Origin of the sequence: Streptomyces sp. NPDC005566, from assembly GCF_040605575.1 — a bacterium.
GTDB lineage: Bacteria > Actinomycetota > Actinomycetes > Streptomycetales > Streptomycetaceae > Streptomyces.
This window is the reverse complement of the sequence record NZ_JBEXDB010000009.1, coordinates 149,649-165,121: the sequence shown is the minus strand read 5'-3', so window position 1 is coordinate 165,121 and position 15,473 is coordinate 149,649. Positions and strand designations below refer to the sequence as shown.

General features: G+C 71.7%; 14 protein-coding genes. 7 read left to right on the top strand and 7 right to left on the bottom strand.

The genetic code is table 11. From position 1 onward, the window contains the following. Window positions 1-136 precede the first annotated feature (136 nt). Window positions 137-1,327, top strand: coding sequence for an FAD-dependent monooxygenase (locus ABZS61_RS16625; RefSeq protein ID WP_356420677.1), 1,191 nt, complete (start codon window positions 137-139; stop codon window positions 1,325-1,327). Window positions 1,328-1,460: 133 nt separating this feature from the next. On the opposite strand, the gene eno is transcribed toward ABZS61_RS16625, so the two are convergent. Next, window positions 1,461-2,768 carry a phosphopyruvate hydratase gene (gene eno / locus ABZS61_RS16620; protein WP_356420674.1) on the bottom strand — a complete coding sequence of 436 codons (1,308 nt, stop codon included), beginning with the start codon at window positions 2,766-2,768 and terminating at the stop codon, window positions 1,461-1,463. A gap of 162 nt (window positions 2,769-2,930) precedes the next feature. Between eno and ABZS61_RS16615 the strand changes: the two genes are divergently transcribed. Further along, complete coding sequence (locus ABZS61_RS16615; protein WP_356420671.1) at window positions 2,931-3,353, top strand: MarR family transcriptional regulator; 423 nt, start codon at window positions 2,931-2,933, stop codon at window positions 3,351-3,353. Window positions 3,354-3,528: 175 nt separating this feature from the next. Here the strand turns inward: ABZS61_RS16615 and ABZS61_RS16610 are convergent, their stop codons facing one another. The 4 genes from ABZS61_RS16610 to ABZS61_RS16595 form a co-directional block, all read right to left on the bottom strand. Further along, window positions 3,529-3,987 carry a MaoC family dehydratase gene (locus tag ABZS61_RS16610; RefSeq protein ID WP_356420669.1) on the bottom strand — a complete coding sequence of 153 codons (459 nt, stop codon included), beginning with the start codon at window positions 3,985-3,987 and terminating at the stop codon, window positions 3,529-3,531. A gap of 34 nt (window positions 3,988-4,021) precedes the next feature. Further along, window positions 4,022-5,365 (bottom strand): MFS transporter, encoded by a 1,344-nt coding sequence (locus tag ABZS61_RS16605; RefSeq protein ID WP_356420666.1) that lies wholly within the window; start codon window positions 5,363-5,365, stop codon window positions 4,022-4,024. Between the two features lie 122 nt (window positions 5,366-5,487). Continuing rightward, a complete protein-coding gene (locus ABZS61_RS16600) occupies window positions 5,488-6,714 on the bottom strand; it encodes an acetyl-CoA C-acetyltransferase (RefSeq protein ID WP_356420663.1) in 1,227 nt (408 codons plus the stop codon). Between the two features lie 124 nt (window positions 6,715-6,838). Beyond that, window positions 6,839-7,729, bottom strand: a complete 891-nt coding sequence (locus ABZS61_RS16595) for a LysR family transcriptional regulator (protein WP_356420661.1) — start codon at window positions 7,727-7,729, stop codon at window positions 6,839-6,841. A 157-nt stretch (window positions 7,730-7,886) separates the two neighbouring features. On the opposite strand from ABZS61_RS16595, the gene ABZS61_RS16590 reads away from it, so the two are divergent. From ABZS61_RS16590 to ABZS61_RS16575, 4 genes are read left to right on the top strand one after another with little or no spacing between them, the layout of a single operon-like run. Continuing rightward, window positions 7,887-8,804 (top strand): CoA-transferase, encoded by a 918-nt coding sequence (locus ABZS61_RS16590; RefSeq protein ID WP_356421126.1) that lies wholly within the window; start codon window positions 7,887-7,889, stop codon window positions 8,802-8,804. 26 nt (window positions 8,805-8,830) lie between these two features. Continuing rightward, window positions 8,831-9,610 (top strand): CoA-transferase, encoded by a 780-nt coding sequence (locus ABZS61_RS16585; protein WP_356420657.1) that lies wholly within the window; start codon window positions 8,831-8,833, stop codon window positions 9,608-9,610. Between the two features lie 41 nt (window positions 9,611-9,651). After that, entirely contained in the window at window positions 9,652-11,319 is a 1,668-nt protein-coding gene (locus ABZS61_RS16580; protein ID WP_356420654.1) for a 3-hydroxyacyl-CoA dehydrogenase NAD-binding domain-containing protein, read from the top strand. A gap of 56 nt (window positions 11,320-11,375) precedes the next feature. After that, window positions 11,376-11,765 (top strand): VOC family protein, encoded by a 390-nt coding sequence (locus ABZS61_RS16575; protein ID WP_356420651.1) that lies wholly within the window; start codon window positions 11,376-11,378, stop codon window positions 11,763-11,765. Here ABZS61_RS16575 and ABZS61_RS16570 read toward each other — a convergent pair. Both ABZS61_RS16570 and ABZS61_RS16565 read right to left on the bottom strand, forming a co-directional pair. Then, complete coding sequence (locus ABZS61_RS16570) at window positions 11,708-12,478, bottom strand: DUF6597 domain-containing transcriptional factor (protein ID WP_356420648.1); 771 nt, start codon at window positions 12,476-12,478, stop codon at window positions 11,708-11,710. The genes ABZS61_RS16575 and ABZS61_RS16570 overlap by 58 nt on opposite strands. A gap of 18 nt (window positions 12,479-12,496) precedes the next feature. Then, on the bottom strand, window positions 12,497-13,546 hold the full coding sequence (locus tag ABZS61_RS16565; RefSeq protein WP_356421123.1) for a YihY/virulence factor BrkB family protein: 1,050 nt from the start codon (window positions 13,544-13,546) through the stop codon (window positions 12,497-12,499). A gap of 104 nt (window positions 13,547-13,650) precedes the next feature. On the opposite strand from ABZS61_RS16565, the gene ABZS61_RS16560 reads away from it, so the two are divergent. Next, window positions 13,651-15,288, top strand: a complete 1,638-nt coding sequence (locus ABZS61_RS16560) for an acyl-CoA dehydrogenase family protein (protein WP_356420645.1) — start codon at window positions 13,651-13,653, stop codon at window positions 15,286-15,288. The last annotated feature ends 185 nt before the right edge of the window (window positions 15,289-15,473 follow it).

The following is a 15,473-nucleotide window of genomic DNA, read 5'->3' as shown; positions in this document are numbered from 1 at the left end:
CAAGGGCCGCCCGCACAGCGATCGATGCTGTGCGGGCGGCCCTTGTTCCCGAAGCAGGTGTTGTCCCCCGGCCGCACCGGGCCGGCTGCGACCATGGGGACGACACCTCCCGGGACGACGGACAGGCGGCAGTGGCGTGGCAGCGACAGGCTTACGGATGGGCGTGGTCGGCGGAAGCATCGCCGGGTGCGCGATGGCGATCGCGGGCTCCAGGGCCGGGGCGGACGTCACCGTGTACGAGCGCAGCACCGGCGACCTCCAGGACCGCGGTCTGGGCATCGTGATCCCGCCTCCCCTGCACGGACAGCTCGTCTCCACGGGCTATCTGGACGCCGCGATGCCCACGGCACCGGTGGCCACGCGCGTCTGGCTGACCCGGCAGCCGGGGCAGCGGGCGGCTCGCGAGTTCGCCCGCCAGCCGAGCCCGGTCACGCCGTGCAACTGGGGGCTGCTGTGGCGGGCGTTGCGTGCGAACGCCGACACCGCCCGCTACCACCGGGGCCGTCCCGTCACCTCCGTCGAACGGACCGCCTCGGGGCACGCCCTCGTCCGTACGGCCGGGGCGGAGGAGTCGTACGACATCGTGGTGGGCGCCGACGGGCACCGGTCACTCACCCGGCACGCACTCGCCCCCGGGCTGAGTCCGTCGCCCGCCGGGTACACGGTGTGGCGCGGCGCGCTCCCGCTGAGCGCGCTCGACGGGCATCAGCGGCAGCTCGAGCTCCTGCGCGGTGCCTGGATCACCATCGGCTACCCCGGCGGACACGGCATCTTCTACCTGATCCCCCGGGGCGGCGGAGCCGGACCCGATGAGCGTCTGCTCGCCTACGCCGTCTACGCGAAGCCGCCCGTGCCGGAGCCCGGCGATCCGCAGGAACTTGCCTCGTACGTACGGGAGATCGCCGATGAGCACTTCCCTTCCGAGTGGGCGGACATCGTCGCCCGCGGTGAGCACACGTCCATGGTCTGCCACCCGGTGACCGACCTCCACGCACCCCGTTCGGCGGATCCGCCGTTCCTGCTGGCCGGGGACGCGGCAGGCGTCACCCGGCCGCACACGGCGAGCGGCGCGGTCAAGGCGCTGCAGGACGCCCTGTGTCTGGAGGAGGCGCTGCGCGGGTCCTCCTCGCCCGCCGAGGCGCTGCGGCACTACGCGCGGGAGCGCACCGCGGAGGGCGCACGGCTGATGGAGCTCGGCCGCCGGCTGGGCGGCGCCCAGGTGGAACGCACTCCCGACTGGACCGCGATGGACCAGGAAGCGGTGGACACCTGGTGCCGCGCGACCCTCGCCGGCAGTTCGAGCTATCTGTACGGCGGCGTCCGGTAGCAGGAGGTCCGCAGCCGCCTCACACCCCAGACGCAGTGGGTGCGTTCGGCCGGGGGCGGATGCCGTCGAAGTGGGTGCGCGTGGCGCGCACCGCGCGCCACCTGGTCGGCGTGCGCCTCGGTCCGTCCGGGGTTCACGCCCGGCGCAGCGCCGAGCGGCCCGCGTAGCGCGCCGAGTCGCCCAGCTCCTCCTCGATCCGGATCAGTTGGTTGTACTTCGCCGTGCGGTCGGAGCGGGAGAGCGATCCGGTCTTGATCTGACCGCAGCCGGTCGCCACCGCGAGATCCGCGATGGTGGTGTCCTCCGTCTCGCCCGAGCGGTGCGACATGACCGCCGTCCAGCCCGCCCGGTGGGCCGTGGCCACCGTGGCCAGTGCCTCGGTCAGGGTCCCGATCTGGTTGACCTTGACCAGGACCGAGTTGCCGACGCCGGTGCGGATGCCCTCGCGCAGCAGCGTCTCGTCGGTGCAGAACACGTCGTCCCCGGTGAGCTGGCAGCGGTCGCCCACGCGGGCGGTCAGCTCGCGCCAGCCGTCCAGGTCGTTCTCCGCCATGGGGTCCTCGATGGAGACGACCGGGTAGGCGTCGATGAGCCCGGCCAAGTAGTCGGCGTTCTGGGAGGGGGTGCGGCGCACGCCCTCGCCGGTGTAGTCGTACACCCCGTCGCGGAAGAACTCCGACGACGCCGGGTCCATGACCAGGCCGATGTCCGTGCCGGGGAGGTAGCCGGTGCGCTCGATGGCGGTCATCACGAAGTCGAGCGCCTCCTCGGCGGTACGCAGTGCGGGCGCGAAGCCGCCCTCGTCTCCGACGCCCGTGGAGTGCCCGGCGGCCAGCAGGTCGCGGCGCAGGGTGTGGAAGACCTCACTGCCCATGCGTACGGCTTCGGCGAAGGTGTCCGCACCCAGGGGCGCGATCATGAACTCCTGGAAGTCCAGCGGATTGTCGGCGTGGGCGCCGCCGTTGACGATGTTCATCATCGGCAGCGGCAGGAGGTGGGCGTCGGCGCCGCCGAGGTAGCGGTAGAGGGGCAGGTGGTGGGCCGCCGCGGCGGCCTTGGCGGTGGCGAGGGAGACGCCGAGGACCGCGTTGGCGCCGAGCCGGGCCTTCGTGGCAGTGCCGTCGAGGGCGATCAGCGCGGCGTCGAGGCCCTCCTGGTCCGCCGCGTCCCGGTCGCGAACGGACGCCGCGATCTCCCCGTTGACGTGGGCCACCGCGCGGTCGACGCCCTTGCCGTGCCAGCGCGAGGTGTCTCCGTCGCGCAGCTCCACGGCTTCCCGGGCGCCGGTGGATGCGCCGGAGGGAACCGCCGCGCGCCCCAGGGAGCCGTCCGCCAGGACGATGTCGACCTCGACCGTCGGGTTGCCCCGGCTGTCGATGATCCGGCGGGCTGTGACGGTCTTGATGGTGGTGTCGACGGTTCCGGCTGCTCCTGCGGGCATGGGGGTTCCTTCTTGTTTTCGTGTGCCGTGGCCCCGGCTGCGACAACGCTGGCGCTGAGCCCGACAGGACGAAACAATACAGCAATGCTGATCAGTTTGGCTGTACAGCATTGCTGTGCAGGTCAGCGGCTCAGCCCTGCTGACAACGGGGTAAAGTGCCCTATGCCCACCTCGGAAGCCGCCACCATCGCCGCAGAACTGCGCACCGCGATGGGCAAGCTCACCCGGCGCGTCAAGCACGAGGACCACATCCCGCTGGGCCAGGTCGCCGTCCTCGGCGCACTCGACCGCGACGGCGCCATGACCACCAGCGACCTCGCCGCCGATCAGCGCGTACGCCCCCAGTCGATGGCCAGGGCGGTGGGACTCCTCATGGAGCAGAACCTGATCACGCGCCGGGCACACCCCACGGACGGCCGCAAGTCGCTGGTCGAGCTCTCAGACGCGGGCCGGGCCGCACTCGAAGCGGAGCGCGGCCGCAGGGCCGGCTGGCTCGCGCAGGCCATCGAGGCCGAACTCACGGATGCGGAGAGGACGTTGCTGGCACGGAGCGCCGCCCTGCTGGAGCGGCTCGCCACCCGCTAGCACCCCGTCCCGCGCTGTTCGGGACGTAGGACCGCTGCCCGCGGTCTCCTCCGCCGAACACGGGTGCGGACCGGACGAGCACTGCCGTGCACACCTCGTCCGGATGCCCCGACGGGGCGGTCCTCGGGGCGGTCCTCGCGGCGGGGAGGCGGTCCTCACCGCCGCGAGGCGGCCCTCACGGGTAGAAGTGCGTCAGCGACTCCGCGGCGCAGGCCGGCTTCTGCGACCCTTCGAGTTCGAAGGTGAAGGCCCGCGTCATCTGTACGCCGCCCCGCGGGACCTCCTTCACCTCGGTGACGGAGGCGTGCAGCCGTACGCGGCTGCCGACGGGGACGGGCGCCGGGTACCTGACCCTATTGACCCCGTAGTTGAGCGCCCGCCCCACGCCGCTCACCTGGAGCAGCTCGCCGAACATCGGGATGCCCCAGCTCAGGACCATGTAGCCGTGGGCGATGGTGCGCCCGTACGGGCCGGCCGCGGCGCGTTCGGCGTCGGTGTGGATCCACTGGTGGTCACCGGAGACGTACGCGTACGTGTCGATGAGCTCCTGGGTGACCTCCTTCCAGGCGGAGTGCCCGAGGTCGCGCCCGCCGAGGGCGAGGATCTCCGGGATGCCGTGCACGGTCAGGGGCATGGGCGGTACTCCGTTCTCTTCGGACGGGGCGCGGTCAGGCGGTGACGGGGACGGTGCGGCGGGCGGCGACCGGCTCCGCGGCCTGCTCGTCGTGGTTGGGGCGCTTGAGCAGGAGCAGCATGCAGCCCAGGGTCAGCGCCACCTGGAGGACGGCGTACGCGATGACCGCGGTGATCGAGCCCGTCCGGTTGAGCAGGAACTGGCCGATGATCGGGGTCGTGCCGCCGAGCAGCGTGCCGCACAGCTGGTAGCAGAGCGAGATGCCGGTGTAGCGCAGATGGGCCGGGAAGCGGCTGGCGAGCATGCCGGCGAGGGCCGCGTAGTAGAGGCAGTGCGGGATGGTGGCGACGGCGACCCCGAGCATCGCGAGACCGTAGTTCTCGGTGCTGATCAGGATGAACATCAGCGGCATCAGGATCAGTTCGGGCAGCAGCATCACGGTCACGGCGCGGGACCAGCTCTTCATCCGGGTGGCGAGGACGGCGCCGAAGGGCTGGACGATGATCTGGGTGATGTTGGCGACCAGGATGATCGTCAGGAACGAGCTGCGGTCGAAGTCGAGCGACGTGGTGGCCCAGGACAGGGCGAACGTCGACTTGAAGTAGGTCGCCGACAGGCCGATCGTGCAGGCGCCGATGCCGAGGACGATCAGCATGGGGTGACTGCGCAGGACCTCGGTCAGCGGGAGCTTGACGACTTCCTTCTTCTCGATGAGCTTGGCCATGGCCGGGGACTCGGTCACCTTCAGCCGGACCAGCAGGCCGACCATGACGAGTGCGGCGGAGGCGAGGAACGGCACCCGCCAGCCCCAGGAGACGAAGGCGGCGTCGGGGAGCTGGCTGATGGCCAGGAAGCTCACCGTGGAGAGGGTGTTGCCGACGGGCGAGCCCTGCTGGGCGAAGGCCCCGTACAGCACGGACTTGCCCTTGGGCGCGTGCTCGGAGGCGATCAGGACGGAGCCGCCCCACTCACCGCCGAGGCCGATGCCCTGGATCATGCGGATGCAGACCAGCAGGATCGGGGCGGCGATGCCGATGGAGGCGTAGCCGGGGAGCAGACCGATCGCGGTGGTGGAGATGCCCATCATCAGCAGGGTGATGACGAGGGTCTTCTTGCGGCCGAGGCGGTCGCCGTAGTGGCCGAAGACGATGCCGCCGATGGGGCGGGCGAGGAAGCCGACCCAGAAGGTCGCGAAGGCGACCAGAGTGCCCATGGGCCCTTCGAGTTCGGGGAAGAACACCTTGTCGAAGACGAGCGCCGCCGCGGTTCCGTAGATGTAGAAGTCGAACCACTCGATGGTGGAGCCGATGAAGGCTCCGAATCCTGCGCGGTTGGCGGCTTTCGTCTTCTCGCGTGCGGTTGCGGTGGACGCACTCATTGGTGGCTCCCGTGAACATCGTTGATCAAGCGGATGGGGGCATGGCGGACAGGGGCGCCTGGCGGGACGCCCGCTGTCACGCGATGGGGGAAGGAGGTGTCGAGGACGGGGACGGGGGGCGGTCAGGCGGTGACGCGCTCGAAGACCGCGGCGAGGCCCTGGCCGCCGCCGATGCACATGGTCTCCAGGCCGTAGCGGGCCTCGCTGCGGTGCATCTCGCGGGTGAGCGTGGCGAGGATGCGGGCCCCGGTGGCGCCCACGGGGTGGCCGAGCGAGACTCCGGATCCGTTGACGTTGATCCGCTGCTCGTGGTCCTTCTCGCCGAGGCCCAGCTCCTGGGTGCAGGCCAGGACCTGGGCGGCGAAGGCCTCGTTGATCTCGATGAGGTCGAGGTCGGCGAGGGTGAGACCGGCGCGGCCCAGGGCCGCGTGGGTGGCCGGTACGGGACCGATGCCCATGGTCGCGGCGGGGACACCGGCCCGGGCGAAGGAGACGAGCCGGACCAGAGGGGTCAGTCCCAGCCGTTCGGCGGTGGCGGCGCTGGTGACCAGGCAGGCGGCGGCAGCGTCGTTCTGGCCGCTGGCGTTGCCTGCGGTGACGGTCGCCTCCGGGTCGGACTTGCCCATGATGGGCCGCAGCGCGGCGAGCTGCTCGGCGGTCGTGTCGGGGCGGGGGTGCTCGTCGGCGGTCACGACCGTCTCGCCCTTGCGCGTGCGTACGGTGACGGGGACGGTCTCGGCGTCGTAGCGGCCCTCCGCGGCGGCGCGGGCGGCGCGGGCCTGCGAGCGCAGGGCCAGCGCGTCCTGGTCGGCGCGGCTGATGGAGTAGGTGCGCCGCAGGTTCTCCGCGGTCTCGATCATGCCGCCGGGTACGGGGTGGTTGACGCCCCCGGCGGTGACCCGGCCGCGGGCCAGTGAGTCGTGGAGCTGCAGCCCGGGGCCCTTGATGCCCCAGCGCCCGTCGTGCGTGTAGTAGGGGGCGGCGCTCATCACGTCGACGCCGCCGGCGATCACGACATCGCTGAATCCGGCGCGGATCTGCATGGCCGCGTCCAGGACGGCCTGGAGGCCGGACCCGCAGCGCCGGTCGATCTGGGCGCCGGTGACGGAGTCGGGGAGCCCTGCGTCGAGGGCGGCGACCCGGCCGATGGCCGGGGCGTCGGACGTGGGGTAGGCGTGGCCGAGGATCACCTCGTCGACCCGGGCCGGGTCGATCCCCGTACGGGCGACGACCTCGGCGATGACGCGTGCGGCGAGCGCGGCCGGCGTCTGCTGGGCGAACGCTCCGCCGAAACGTCCGATGGGGGTGCGCAGCGGTTCGCAGATGACGACATCGGTTTGGTCGGGCACGGGGGACACCTTTCGGCGGTTCGGGTGTGTGGGGCGACCTTCGCACCCGACCACTGAGTCGGTCCAATATCGAGTTGCCCCCTCTTCAAGACGCAGCGCGTCTCAATCACCCCCGGGGCGTGCCCTACGGCGTCGGCAGGGCCTCCTCGGCGACCGCCAGCACCGCACGGAGCGCCGCGGACGGATTGTCGGCACGCCAGGCAAGCGCCGCCTGTCGCCGGATGGGCGGGCCGGCGAGGGGCCGGTACACCAGCCCGTTCTGCTGGATGTGCCTGCAGGAGGAGACGGTGAGGGTGACACCGACGCCCGCGGCGACCAGGGCCAGGATCGTGTACGAGTCGGGGGCCTCCTGCACGACACGCGGATTGAAGCCGGTGGCCTCGCACGCCTCGACCATCGCGTCGCGCACGGTGGATCCGGTGTTGGCCGGGAAGGAGACGAACGGCTCGTCGGCGAGGATCCCGATCGGGATGCTCTCGAGGTGCGCCAGCCGGTGGTCGGAGGGCAGCGCACACAGCAGCTCCTCCTCGTCGATCACCCGGTATGCCACCCCCGGCTGGGTCACCGGCAGGCGGACGAAGCCGAGGTCGAGCGAGCCGTCGGCGACCCGGGACAGGGCGACGTTGGCGTACGTCTGCCCCTTCATGACCAGCTCCAGCGCGGGGTGGGCCGCACGGACGGCCCGGGTCAGCTGCGGCAGCGTCTCGTGGCTGGAGGCACCGGCGAAGCCGATCGTGACCCGGCCGTACTCGCCGCGCCCGGCGGCCTTGGCCGCCCGTACCGCCGTGTCGAGGTCCTCGAGCACCGTCCGTACGGGTTCGAGGAAGGACTCCCCCGCGCTGGTGAGCCGCACCGAGCGGGTGTTGCGCTCGAAGAGCTGGACGCCGAGCTCCTTCTCCAGCTGCCGGATCTGCTGGCTGAGCGGCGGCTGCGCCATCTGCAGCCGCTTGGCGGCCCGGCCGAAGTGCAGCTCCTCGGCCACGGCGGTGAAGGCGGTCAGATGACGCAGTTCCATACGGAACACCCATTCATTAATCAGCGGTCTTGATCCGACCTTAATTTGGTATTGGACAGCAATCAATGGCCGCTGACACGGTAGGGCGACCAGCACACACTCGCCGAGGAGCACCGTGGACCGGACGGACAGGGCCGACGACGGGCCGGACAAGACCATGTCGATGAAGGCGGCCGTCGCCGCCTTCGTCCAGGACGGCGCCACCGTCTGCCTGGAGGGCTTCACCCACCTCATCCCCACCGCGGCCGGGCACGAGATCATCCGCCAGGGCCGCCGGGACCTCACGGTCGTACGGATGACCGCGGACATCGTGGTGGACCAGATGATCGCCGCGGGCTGCGTCTCGCGGCTGGTCTCCTCCTTCGTGGGCAACTCCTCCGCCGGTTCGCTCGGTGAGCTGCGGCGCCGGATCGAGAGCAGCGATCCCGCACCCCTCGCCTTCGAGGAGTACAGCCACTACGGCATGATCTGCCGCTATCTCGCCGGAGCCCAGCGGCTGCCGTTCTACCCCCTGCGCAGCTACGGGGGCAGCGATCTGCCGTCCGTCAACAGCGATCTGCGCAAGGTCGCCTCGCCCTATCCGGGGCCGGACGGCGAGACCGAGCAGATCTATGTCGTGCCGCCCGTGAACCCGGATGTGACGTTCATCCACGCCCAGCGGGCCGACCGCCGGGGCAACACGCAGATGTGGGGGCTGACGGGCATCCAGGCGGAGGCCGTGTACGCGGCCGGCAAGGCCGTCGTCGTCGTGGAGGAGATCGTCGGCGACGAGGTGGTCCGCTCGGACCCGAACCGCACGCTCGTCCCCGCCCATGCGGTGGATGCCGTCGTCGTCTGCCCGCGCGGCGCGCACCCCTCGTTCGCGCAGGGCTACTACGACCGGGACAACGACTTCTACCGGGCCTGGTCGCACATCAGCAAGGACCCGGAACGGCTTCAGGAGTGGCTTCGGGAGTGGGTGTACGGCACGGCCGACCACTCCGAGTACGTCGCCAAGCTGGGCGAGGACTTCTGGGCGGGGCTCGCGGTCGGCGAGGCGCTCAGCGAACCCGTGAACTACGGACGCCGGCTGTGAGCGCGGAACACGAGAAGGAGCTGGTCATGACCACCACCACCGAGCCGGGCACCGTCACGTCCTCGGAGCTGCTCTCCGTCGTCGCCTCCCGCGAACTGGTTTCGCGCCGCACGGTCTTCGCCGGAATCGGACTGCCGACGCTCGCCACCGAGCTGGCCCACCTGACGGTGGCCCCGCAGATCGAGGTCGTGTACGAGTCCGGGGTCTGCGGGGCGCACCCCTCGCATCTGCCCGAGACCATCGCCGACGCCGTGCTCATCTCCGGCGCGGAGGCGGTGCTGTCGATGCCGGCCCTGTTCGGCAACGTCCTGCAGGGCGGCCACATCGACGTCGGTTTCCTGGGCGCGGCGCAGATCGACCGGTGGGGCAATCTGAACACCTCCGTGATCGGCGACTGGGAGAGCCCCTCGGTGCGGCTGCCCGGCTCCGGCGGCGGCATCGAGGTGATGGCCAACTCCCGTGAGGTCTTCGTCGTGATGCGCCGGCACAATCCGCGCTCCTTCACCGGGACCCTGGACTTCTGCACCACACCGGGCCCGGACCGCGCGCTCGCCGAGGGCATCCGGCCGCTGGGGATCGGCGTCACCCGGGTCATCACCGAACTGGGCATCCTGGCCCGCGAGGGCATCGGCGAGGAGCTCAGGCTGGTCGCGGTGCATCCGGGTGTCACGGTCGAGCAGGCGCGGGCGGCGACGGGCTGGGACCTGAAGGTGGCCGACTCGGTCGCGACCGTGCCACCGCCCACCGCCGCGGAGCTGCGGCTCCTGCGGGAGGACGTCGACCCGGACCGCGTCTATCTTCGCTGAGACGACTCACCGTCCCGAACCCCGAGAGGACCCCATCTTCCATGCGTATCAGGATCGTCGGCGCCGGAGCCATGGGCCGCGGTATCGCCCAGTGGGCGGCGTCCGCCGGACACACCGTCGAGCTGTGCGACGTCCGTACGGAGGCGGTGACGGCGGCCGTGGACTTCGTACGGTCCATGCTGGAACGCGCCGTGGACAAGGGCCGGATGTCCGCCGGGGACTGTGCTGCCGCCCTGGAGCGGCTGGTGCCCCTGGACGATCCCTGGGCACAGGGACCTGACGTCGACCTGGTCATCGAGGCCGTACGGGAGGACCTGGAGACCAAGGCGGAGGTGTTCGGGAAGCTGGAGCAGGCCCTGCCCGGCTCCGCCGTCTTCGCGACCAACACCTCGTCCCTGTCGGTGACCCGGATCGCCGCGTCGCTGAAGGACCCGACGCGGCTGGCGGGGCTGCACTTCTTCAACCCCGTACCGCTGATGAAGATCGTCGAGATCGTGCCGGGAGCCGCCACCCGTTCCGAGATCCCGCAAGCGCTGACCGAGCTGGTCGAGAGCTGCGGCCACCGTGCGGTCACGGTGGCCGACACCCCCGGCTTCCTGGTCAACCACGCCGGGCGCGGTCTGGTGACCGAGGCGCTCGCGCTGCTGGAGGAGTCGGTCGCCGACCCGGCGGGCATCGACCGGATCGCGCGGGACGTGCTCGGGCTGCGGATGGGCCCGTTCGAGCTGATGGACCTCACGGGGCTCGATGTGACGGCGGCCGTGATCGACTCGATCTGGCAGGGCTTCCGGTACGAGGACCGGCTCCGCCCCTCGTACCTGACCCCGAACCGGGTGGCCGCGGGCCTGCACGGCCGCAAGACCGGCCGGGGCTGGTTCGCGTACGGCTCCGAGGCGCCCGCCCCGGCCGCGGAGGCGCCGGTGACGGGCGACGGCGACCGGCCGGTGTTCGTGGTGGACACAGGCACGGGCGCGGGCTCGTCCTCCGGCACGGGCACGGGCGCGGGCTCGTCCTCCGGCACGGGCACGGGCGCGGGCTCGCCCTCCGGCACGGGCACGGGCGCGGGCTCGCCCTCCGGCACGGGCACGGGCCCGGTGTCCGACGCCGACGCCCTCCGCGCGGCGCTGACCGCCGCGGGAGCCGCCGTCGAGAGCGGCCCCGCGCCCTCCGCCCATGCTCTCGTCCTGGTCCCGGTCTGGGGCACCACGGTGGCCGCCGCGGTGGCCTCGCTGGGCCTGCCGGCCGGGCGCACCTTCGGTGTGGACCCGCTGCCCGCGGCGGGCCGCCGCCGTGTCCTCGCGGTGACGCCCGCGGCCGGTCCGACGGCCGCGCGGGACGCCCGGGCGGTACTGGCCCGCGCGGCGGACGGCGAGGAACCGTTCGCCGTGTCGGTGGTGCGGGACACGGCGGGTTCGGTGGCGCAGCGGCTGCTCGCATCGGTGGTGTCCGTCGCCGCGTCGATCGCCGAGCGCTCGCTCGCCACCCCTTCGGACATCGACCTGGCGGTGACGGCCGGGCTCGGCTACCCGGTGGGACCACTCGCCTGGGGCGACCGGATCGGTGCCGCACGGATGCTGGAACTGCAGCGTGCCCTGCACGCGACGACCGGGGACCCCCGCCACCGGCCGACCCGCTGGCTCACCGAACGCGCGCAGCTCGGCCTCCCGCTGACGGACCCGGGTACCTCGCCCACCGCCTGCACCGGGTGAGCTCGGTGACCGTTTCGTACAAGACCTGCGAGCGGTGACCCGCATACCTTCGGTCCATGACTCCACGACTCGACGCGATCGGCATCACGACCGCGGACCTGGCCGCATCGCTCGCCTTCTACCGCCGGCTCGGGCTCGACATCCCCGCCGACGCCGAATCCGCACCCCACGTCGAAGTGGCCCTGCCCGGTGGGCAGCGACTGCTGTGGGACACGGAGGACGTCGTCCGCACCTTCGATCCGGACTGGACCGGGTCGAAGGGCGGCGAGCGCGTCGGCCTCGCCTTCCTGTGCGACAGCCCGGCTGAGGTCGACGCGGTGTACGCCGAACTGACGGGTGCCGGATACGAAGGCCACCTGGAGCCCTGGGACGCCGTGTGGGGGCAGCGCTATGCCGTCGTGCTCGATCCGGACGGCAGCGCCGTGTCGCTCTTCGCCGGCGCCTGACCGGCCCCGCCCAGCACGGCGAGGTAGCCGCCGAGCGTCGTACCGGCCAGGTCCCGCACCTCACGGGCCAGATGCGCCTGGTCGGTGCACCCGGCGGCGCAGGCGGCCTCGGCGTACGGCGTTCCGGCTCGCACGAGGGTGAGGGCGCGCTGCAGCCGCAGGACCCTGGCGAGGGTTTTCGGCCCGTATCCGAAGGCGGCCAGGGAGCGCCGGTGCAGCTGGCGGGCCCCCAGGCCGACCGACCTGGCCGTGTCGGCGACGGAGAGGCCCTGCCCGAGCCGCTCCGCGACTGACAGCGCGAGCGGGTCCGGCGGGCTCGCGTCGGCGGCCCGGCGCAGGGCGATGTCCTCCAGCGCGGCGGCAGGGTCGGCGGCGTCGTCGATCCTCTCGGCCAGTCTGCGGACCTCCGCGCCCGGCCACACCGAGTCGAGGGGGACCCGCCGGTCGCGCAGCTCGTGCGCGGGTACGCCGAGCAGTGCTGGTGCCGTTCCGGGCGCGAAGCGGATGCCGGTGCACGCTCCGGGGCCGGCCTCGTCGGAAGTGAACGCATGGGTGTCGGGGCCCGCCACGAGGAGCCGGCCGCCGGTCCAGAGCAGGTCCATGCAGCCGTCGGGCAGGACGGACCGTGCCGGGTCGCGCGGCCCGCTCCACTTCCAGACCGCCGCACCGCCGAAGCGCGACGACCGCTCCTCGTACCGTCCGCCCGCACCCATGGGCACCACGCTACGGCGTCACTGCTCCTTGGGGTCCTTGTCGCGGTTCGCGTGGAGCCGGGACTTCACGTCGTCCGGCGGCAGGAAGCGGGACCAGCGCTCGGGGAACTCGGACGGCATGTACACGTCGTCGTCCTCGTCGTCCGCGTAGGCGTCCCAGTTCGCCGACTGGGTCCGGGCCACGAGCTCGGCCGCCTGGGCCGCCCGCAGCCGCTCGTTGGCCGCACGGGCCGCGGCGGTGGCGAGTGAAGGCCATACCCGGTCGATCGCGGCATTCACCGCGGCACCGACGAGTACGGCGAATGCTGAGATACCTATCCAGAGCAGGACAGCGATGGGCGCCGCCAACGAACCGTAGATCGTGGGCCCTTCGACCGTGTTCGTGAGGTAGATCCGCAGCAGGAAGCAGCCCACCACCCACATACCGAGCGCCACCAGCGCACCGGGAACGTCCTCTATCCACGGTGAACGGACGGGTACCGAGACGTGGTAGAGCGTCGTCAGGAACGCGATCGACAGCACGATGACCAACGGCCAGTACAGGACGGCGAGTACCTCGGTGCCCCACGGGACGAACTCCACCACCCGGTCGGGACCGACCACCAGCAACGGCAGCACCACCGCTCCCAGCAGCAGCGCGACCACGTACAGCAGGAAAGCGAGCAGGCGGGTCTTGACGATGCCCCGGTGCCCGTCGAGCCCGTACATCACGGTGATGGTGTCGATGAAGACGTTCACCGCCCGGGAACCCGACCAGAGGGCGATCGCGAAGCCGAGCGAGATGACGTCGGGGCGCGCACCGGTCGTCACGTCGTCCATGAGCGGCCTGGCGATGTCCTTCACGCCCCGCTCGGACAGCACGGTCTGCACCGCACCGAGGATGTTGCGCTCGATGGAGGCGACCGTGGTGGTGGCCGTCCAGTCGTCGACGTAGCCGAGCAGGCCGATCAGCCCGAGCAGCAGCGGCGGCAGTGACAGCAGGGTGAAGAACGCCGCCTCGGCCGCGAGACCGAGGATGCGGTACTCCATGCACGAGTTGACCGTGTCCTTGAGCAACTGCCACGCCATCTGGCGCTTGGATACGTTGCGGTAGAGGACTCGAGCCCGGTGGAGCCGCCCCGGTGGCCGCTCGGGTGTTTCTTTTGCTGCCTGCACGTCCTTACCGTATCGGCATGGCAGCAAGCACCCACACAGTGACCAACCAGGTTCCGCCGCTGGTCGGCTATGACGTCTTCGCCACCGACCGCGCCCTCACCGAAGCCGTCGAGCGGCACATCGCGCCCGAGATCCTCCCCGAGGCGCAGAGAGAACTCCGGGCGCTCGGTCTGTCCGCCGGTTCCGCCCAGGCGCAGCTGTGGGGTGCTCAGGCGAACGGGAATCCGCCCGGACTGCGCACGCACGACCGTTACGGACACCGCGTCGACGAAGTGGAGTTCCACCCCGCCTGGCACCGGCTGCTCGGGCATGCGGTGTCGGCCGGTCTGACCGATGCCTGGGGCCGGCCGGCCGGCCACGTGCGGCGGGCCGCCGGGTTCCTGGTGTGGACGCAGGCCGAGGCCGGCCACGGCTGCCCGCTGTCGATGACGCACGCCGCCGTCCCCGCGCTGCGCACCGATCCGGCACTGGCCGCCGAGTGGGAACCCCTGCTCACCTCGCACGTGTACGAGGAAGGGCTGCGGCCTCCTTCGCAGAAGGCCGGCGTGCTCTTCGGGATGGGCATGACGGAGAAGCAGGGCGGCACCGATGTGCGCTCCAACACGACCCGCGCCGAGCCGCTGGCCGGCGACGGCGAGTATCTGCTCACCGGCCACAAGTGGTTCTGCTCGGCACCCATGTCCGACGGCTTCCTGGTGCTGGCGCAGGCGCCGGGCGGGCTGAGCTGCTTCCTCGTGCCGCGCGTCCTGCCGGACGGAGCCCGCAACGCGTTCGCGATCCAGCGCCTCAAGGACAAGCTGGGCAACAGGTCCAACGCCTCCGCCGAGGTCGAGTTCGACGGGACCTGGGCGCGCCGGGTCGGCGAGGAGGGGCGCGGGGTGCGCACCATCATCGAGATGGTGGCGGCGACCCGGCTGGACTGCGTGGTCGGTTCGTCGGCGCTGATGCGGCAGGCGGTGGCGCAGGCGATCCATCACACCGCGTACCGCAGTGCGTTCGGCGGACTGCTGATCGACAAGCCGCTGATGCGCAACGTCCTGGCCGATCTGGCCCTGGAGTCCGAGGCGGCGACGACGCTGGCGCTGCGGCTCGCCGCCGCGTACGACGCGGACACGGACGCGGAGCGCGCCTTCCTGCGGATCGCGGTGCCGACCGCCAAGTACTGGGTGACGAAGCGGTGCGGCGCCGTCGTCGGCGAGGCTCTGGAATGTCTCGGCGGCAACGGGTACGTGGAGGAGTCCGGGATGCCCCGGCTGCTGCGCGAGGCGCCGCTCAACTCGATCTGGGAGGGCTCGGGCAACGTCCAGGCGCTCGATGTGCTGCGCGCGCTCCAGCGCGAGCCGCAGGCCCTCAACGCGTTCCTGCTCGAGGTGGGAAAGGCGCGCGGCGCCGATCACCGGCTCGATGCCGCGATCAAGGGCCTGCTGACCGAGCTGGCGGATCTGGATGCCGTGGAGGCGCGGGCCAGGCGGCTGGTGGAGCGGATGGCGCTCGTGCTCCAGGGCTCGCTGCTGCTGCGCTGGGCTCCCGCTGAGGTCGCGGACGCGTTCTGCGCCTCGCGGCTCGGCGGGGACTGGGGTTCCGCGTTCGGGACGCTGCCGCACAGCCTGGACCTGGCGTCGATCGTGGAACGGGCACGGCCCCAGGACCGGTAGTCCCCGGCGTACGGAACAACGATGGAAGGTGGTGCTGCGCCGACACGGCACCACCCTCCACCTTTGTGGACCACCGGACGGTGGAGCCGAGGACTCCTCGTCCGGTGTTCTGCCACTCTCATACGGTCTGCGGCCTGTCACCAGAGTTGCAAAGGGTTGCAACATTGTGTCGAGTGCGCGGCACC

Excerpts from the sequence above, each read along its gene's own strand:
- eno (WP_356420674.1), bottom strand. The coding sequence starts at position 2,768 with ATGCCCGCAGGAGCAGCCGGAACCGTCGACACCACCATCAAGACCGTC.
- ABZS61_RS16615 (WP_356420671.1), top strand. The coding sequence starts at position 2,931 with ATGCCCACCTCGGAAGCCGCCACCATCGCCGCAGAACTGCGCACCGCG.
- ABZS61_RS16610 (WP_356420669.1), bottom strand. The coding sequence starts at position 3,987 with ATGCCCCTGACCGTGCACGGCATCCCGGAGATCCTCGCCCTCGGCGGG.
- ABZS61_RS16605 (WP_356420666.1), bottom strand. The coding sequence starts at position 5,365 with ATGAGTGCGTCCACCGCAACCGCACGCGAGAAGACGAAAGCCGCCAAC.
- ABZS61_RS16595 (WP_356420661.1), bottom strand. The coding sequence starts at position 7,729 with ATGGAACTGCGTCATCTGACCGCCTTCACCGCCGTGGCCGAGGAGCTG.
- ABZS61_RS16590 (WP_356421126.1), top strand. The coding sequence starts at position 7,887 with ATGTCGATGAAGGCGGCCGTCGCCGCCTTCGTCCAGGACGGCGCCACC.
- ABZS61_RS16585 (WP_356420657.1), top strand. The coding sequence starts at position 8,831 with ATGACCACCACCACCGAGCCGGGCACCGTCACGTCCTCGGAGCTGCTC.
- ABZS61_RS16580 (WP_356420654.1), top strand. The coding sequence starts at position 9,652 with ATGCGTATCAGGATCGTCGGCGCCGGAGCCATGGGCCGCGGTATCGCC.
- ABZS61_RS16575 (WP_356420651.1), top strand. The coding sequence starts at position 11,376 with ATGACTCCACGACTCGACGCGATCGGCATCACGACCGCGGACCTGGCC.
- ABZS61_RS16570 (WP_356420648.1), bottom strand. The coding sequence starts at position 12,478 with ATGGGTGCGGGCGGACGGTACGAGGAGCGGTCGTCGCGCTTCGGCGGT.
- ABZS61_RS16565 (WP_356421123.1), bottom strand. The coding sequence starts at position 13,546 with ATGGCGTGGCAGTTGCTCAAGGACACGGTCAACTCGTGCATGGAGTAC.
- ABZS61_RS16560 (WP_356420645.1), top strand. The coding sequence starts at position 13,651 with ATGGCAGCAAGCACCCACACAGTGACCAACCAGGTTCCGCCGCTGGTC.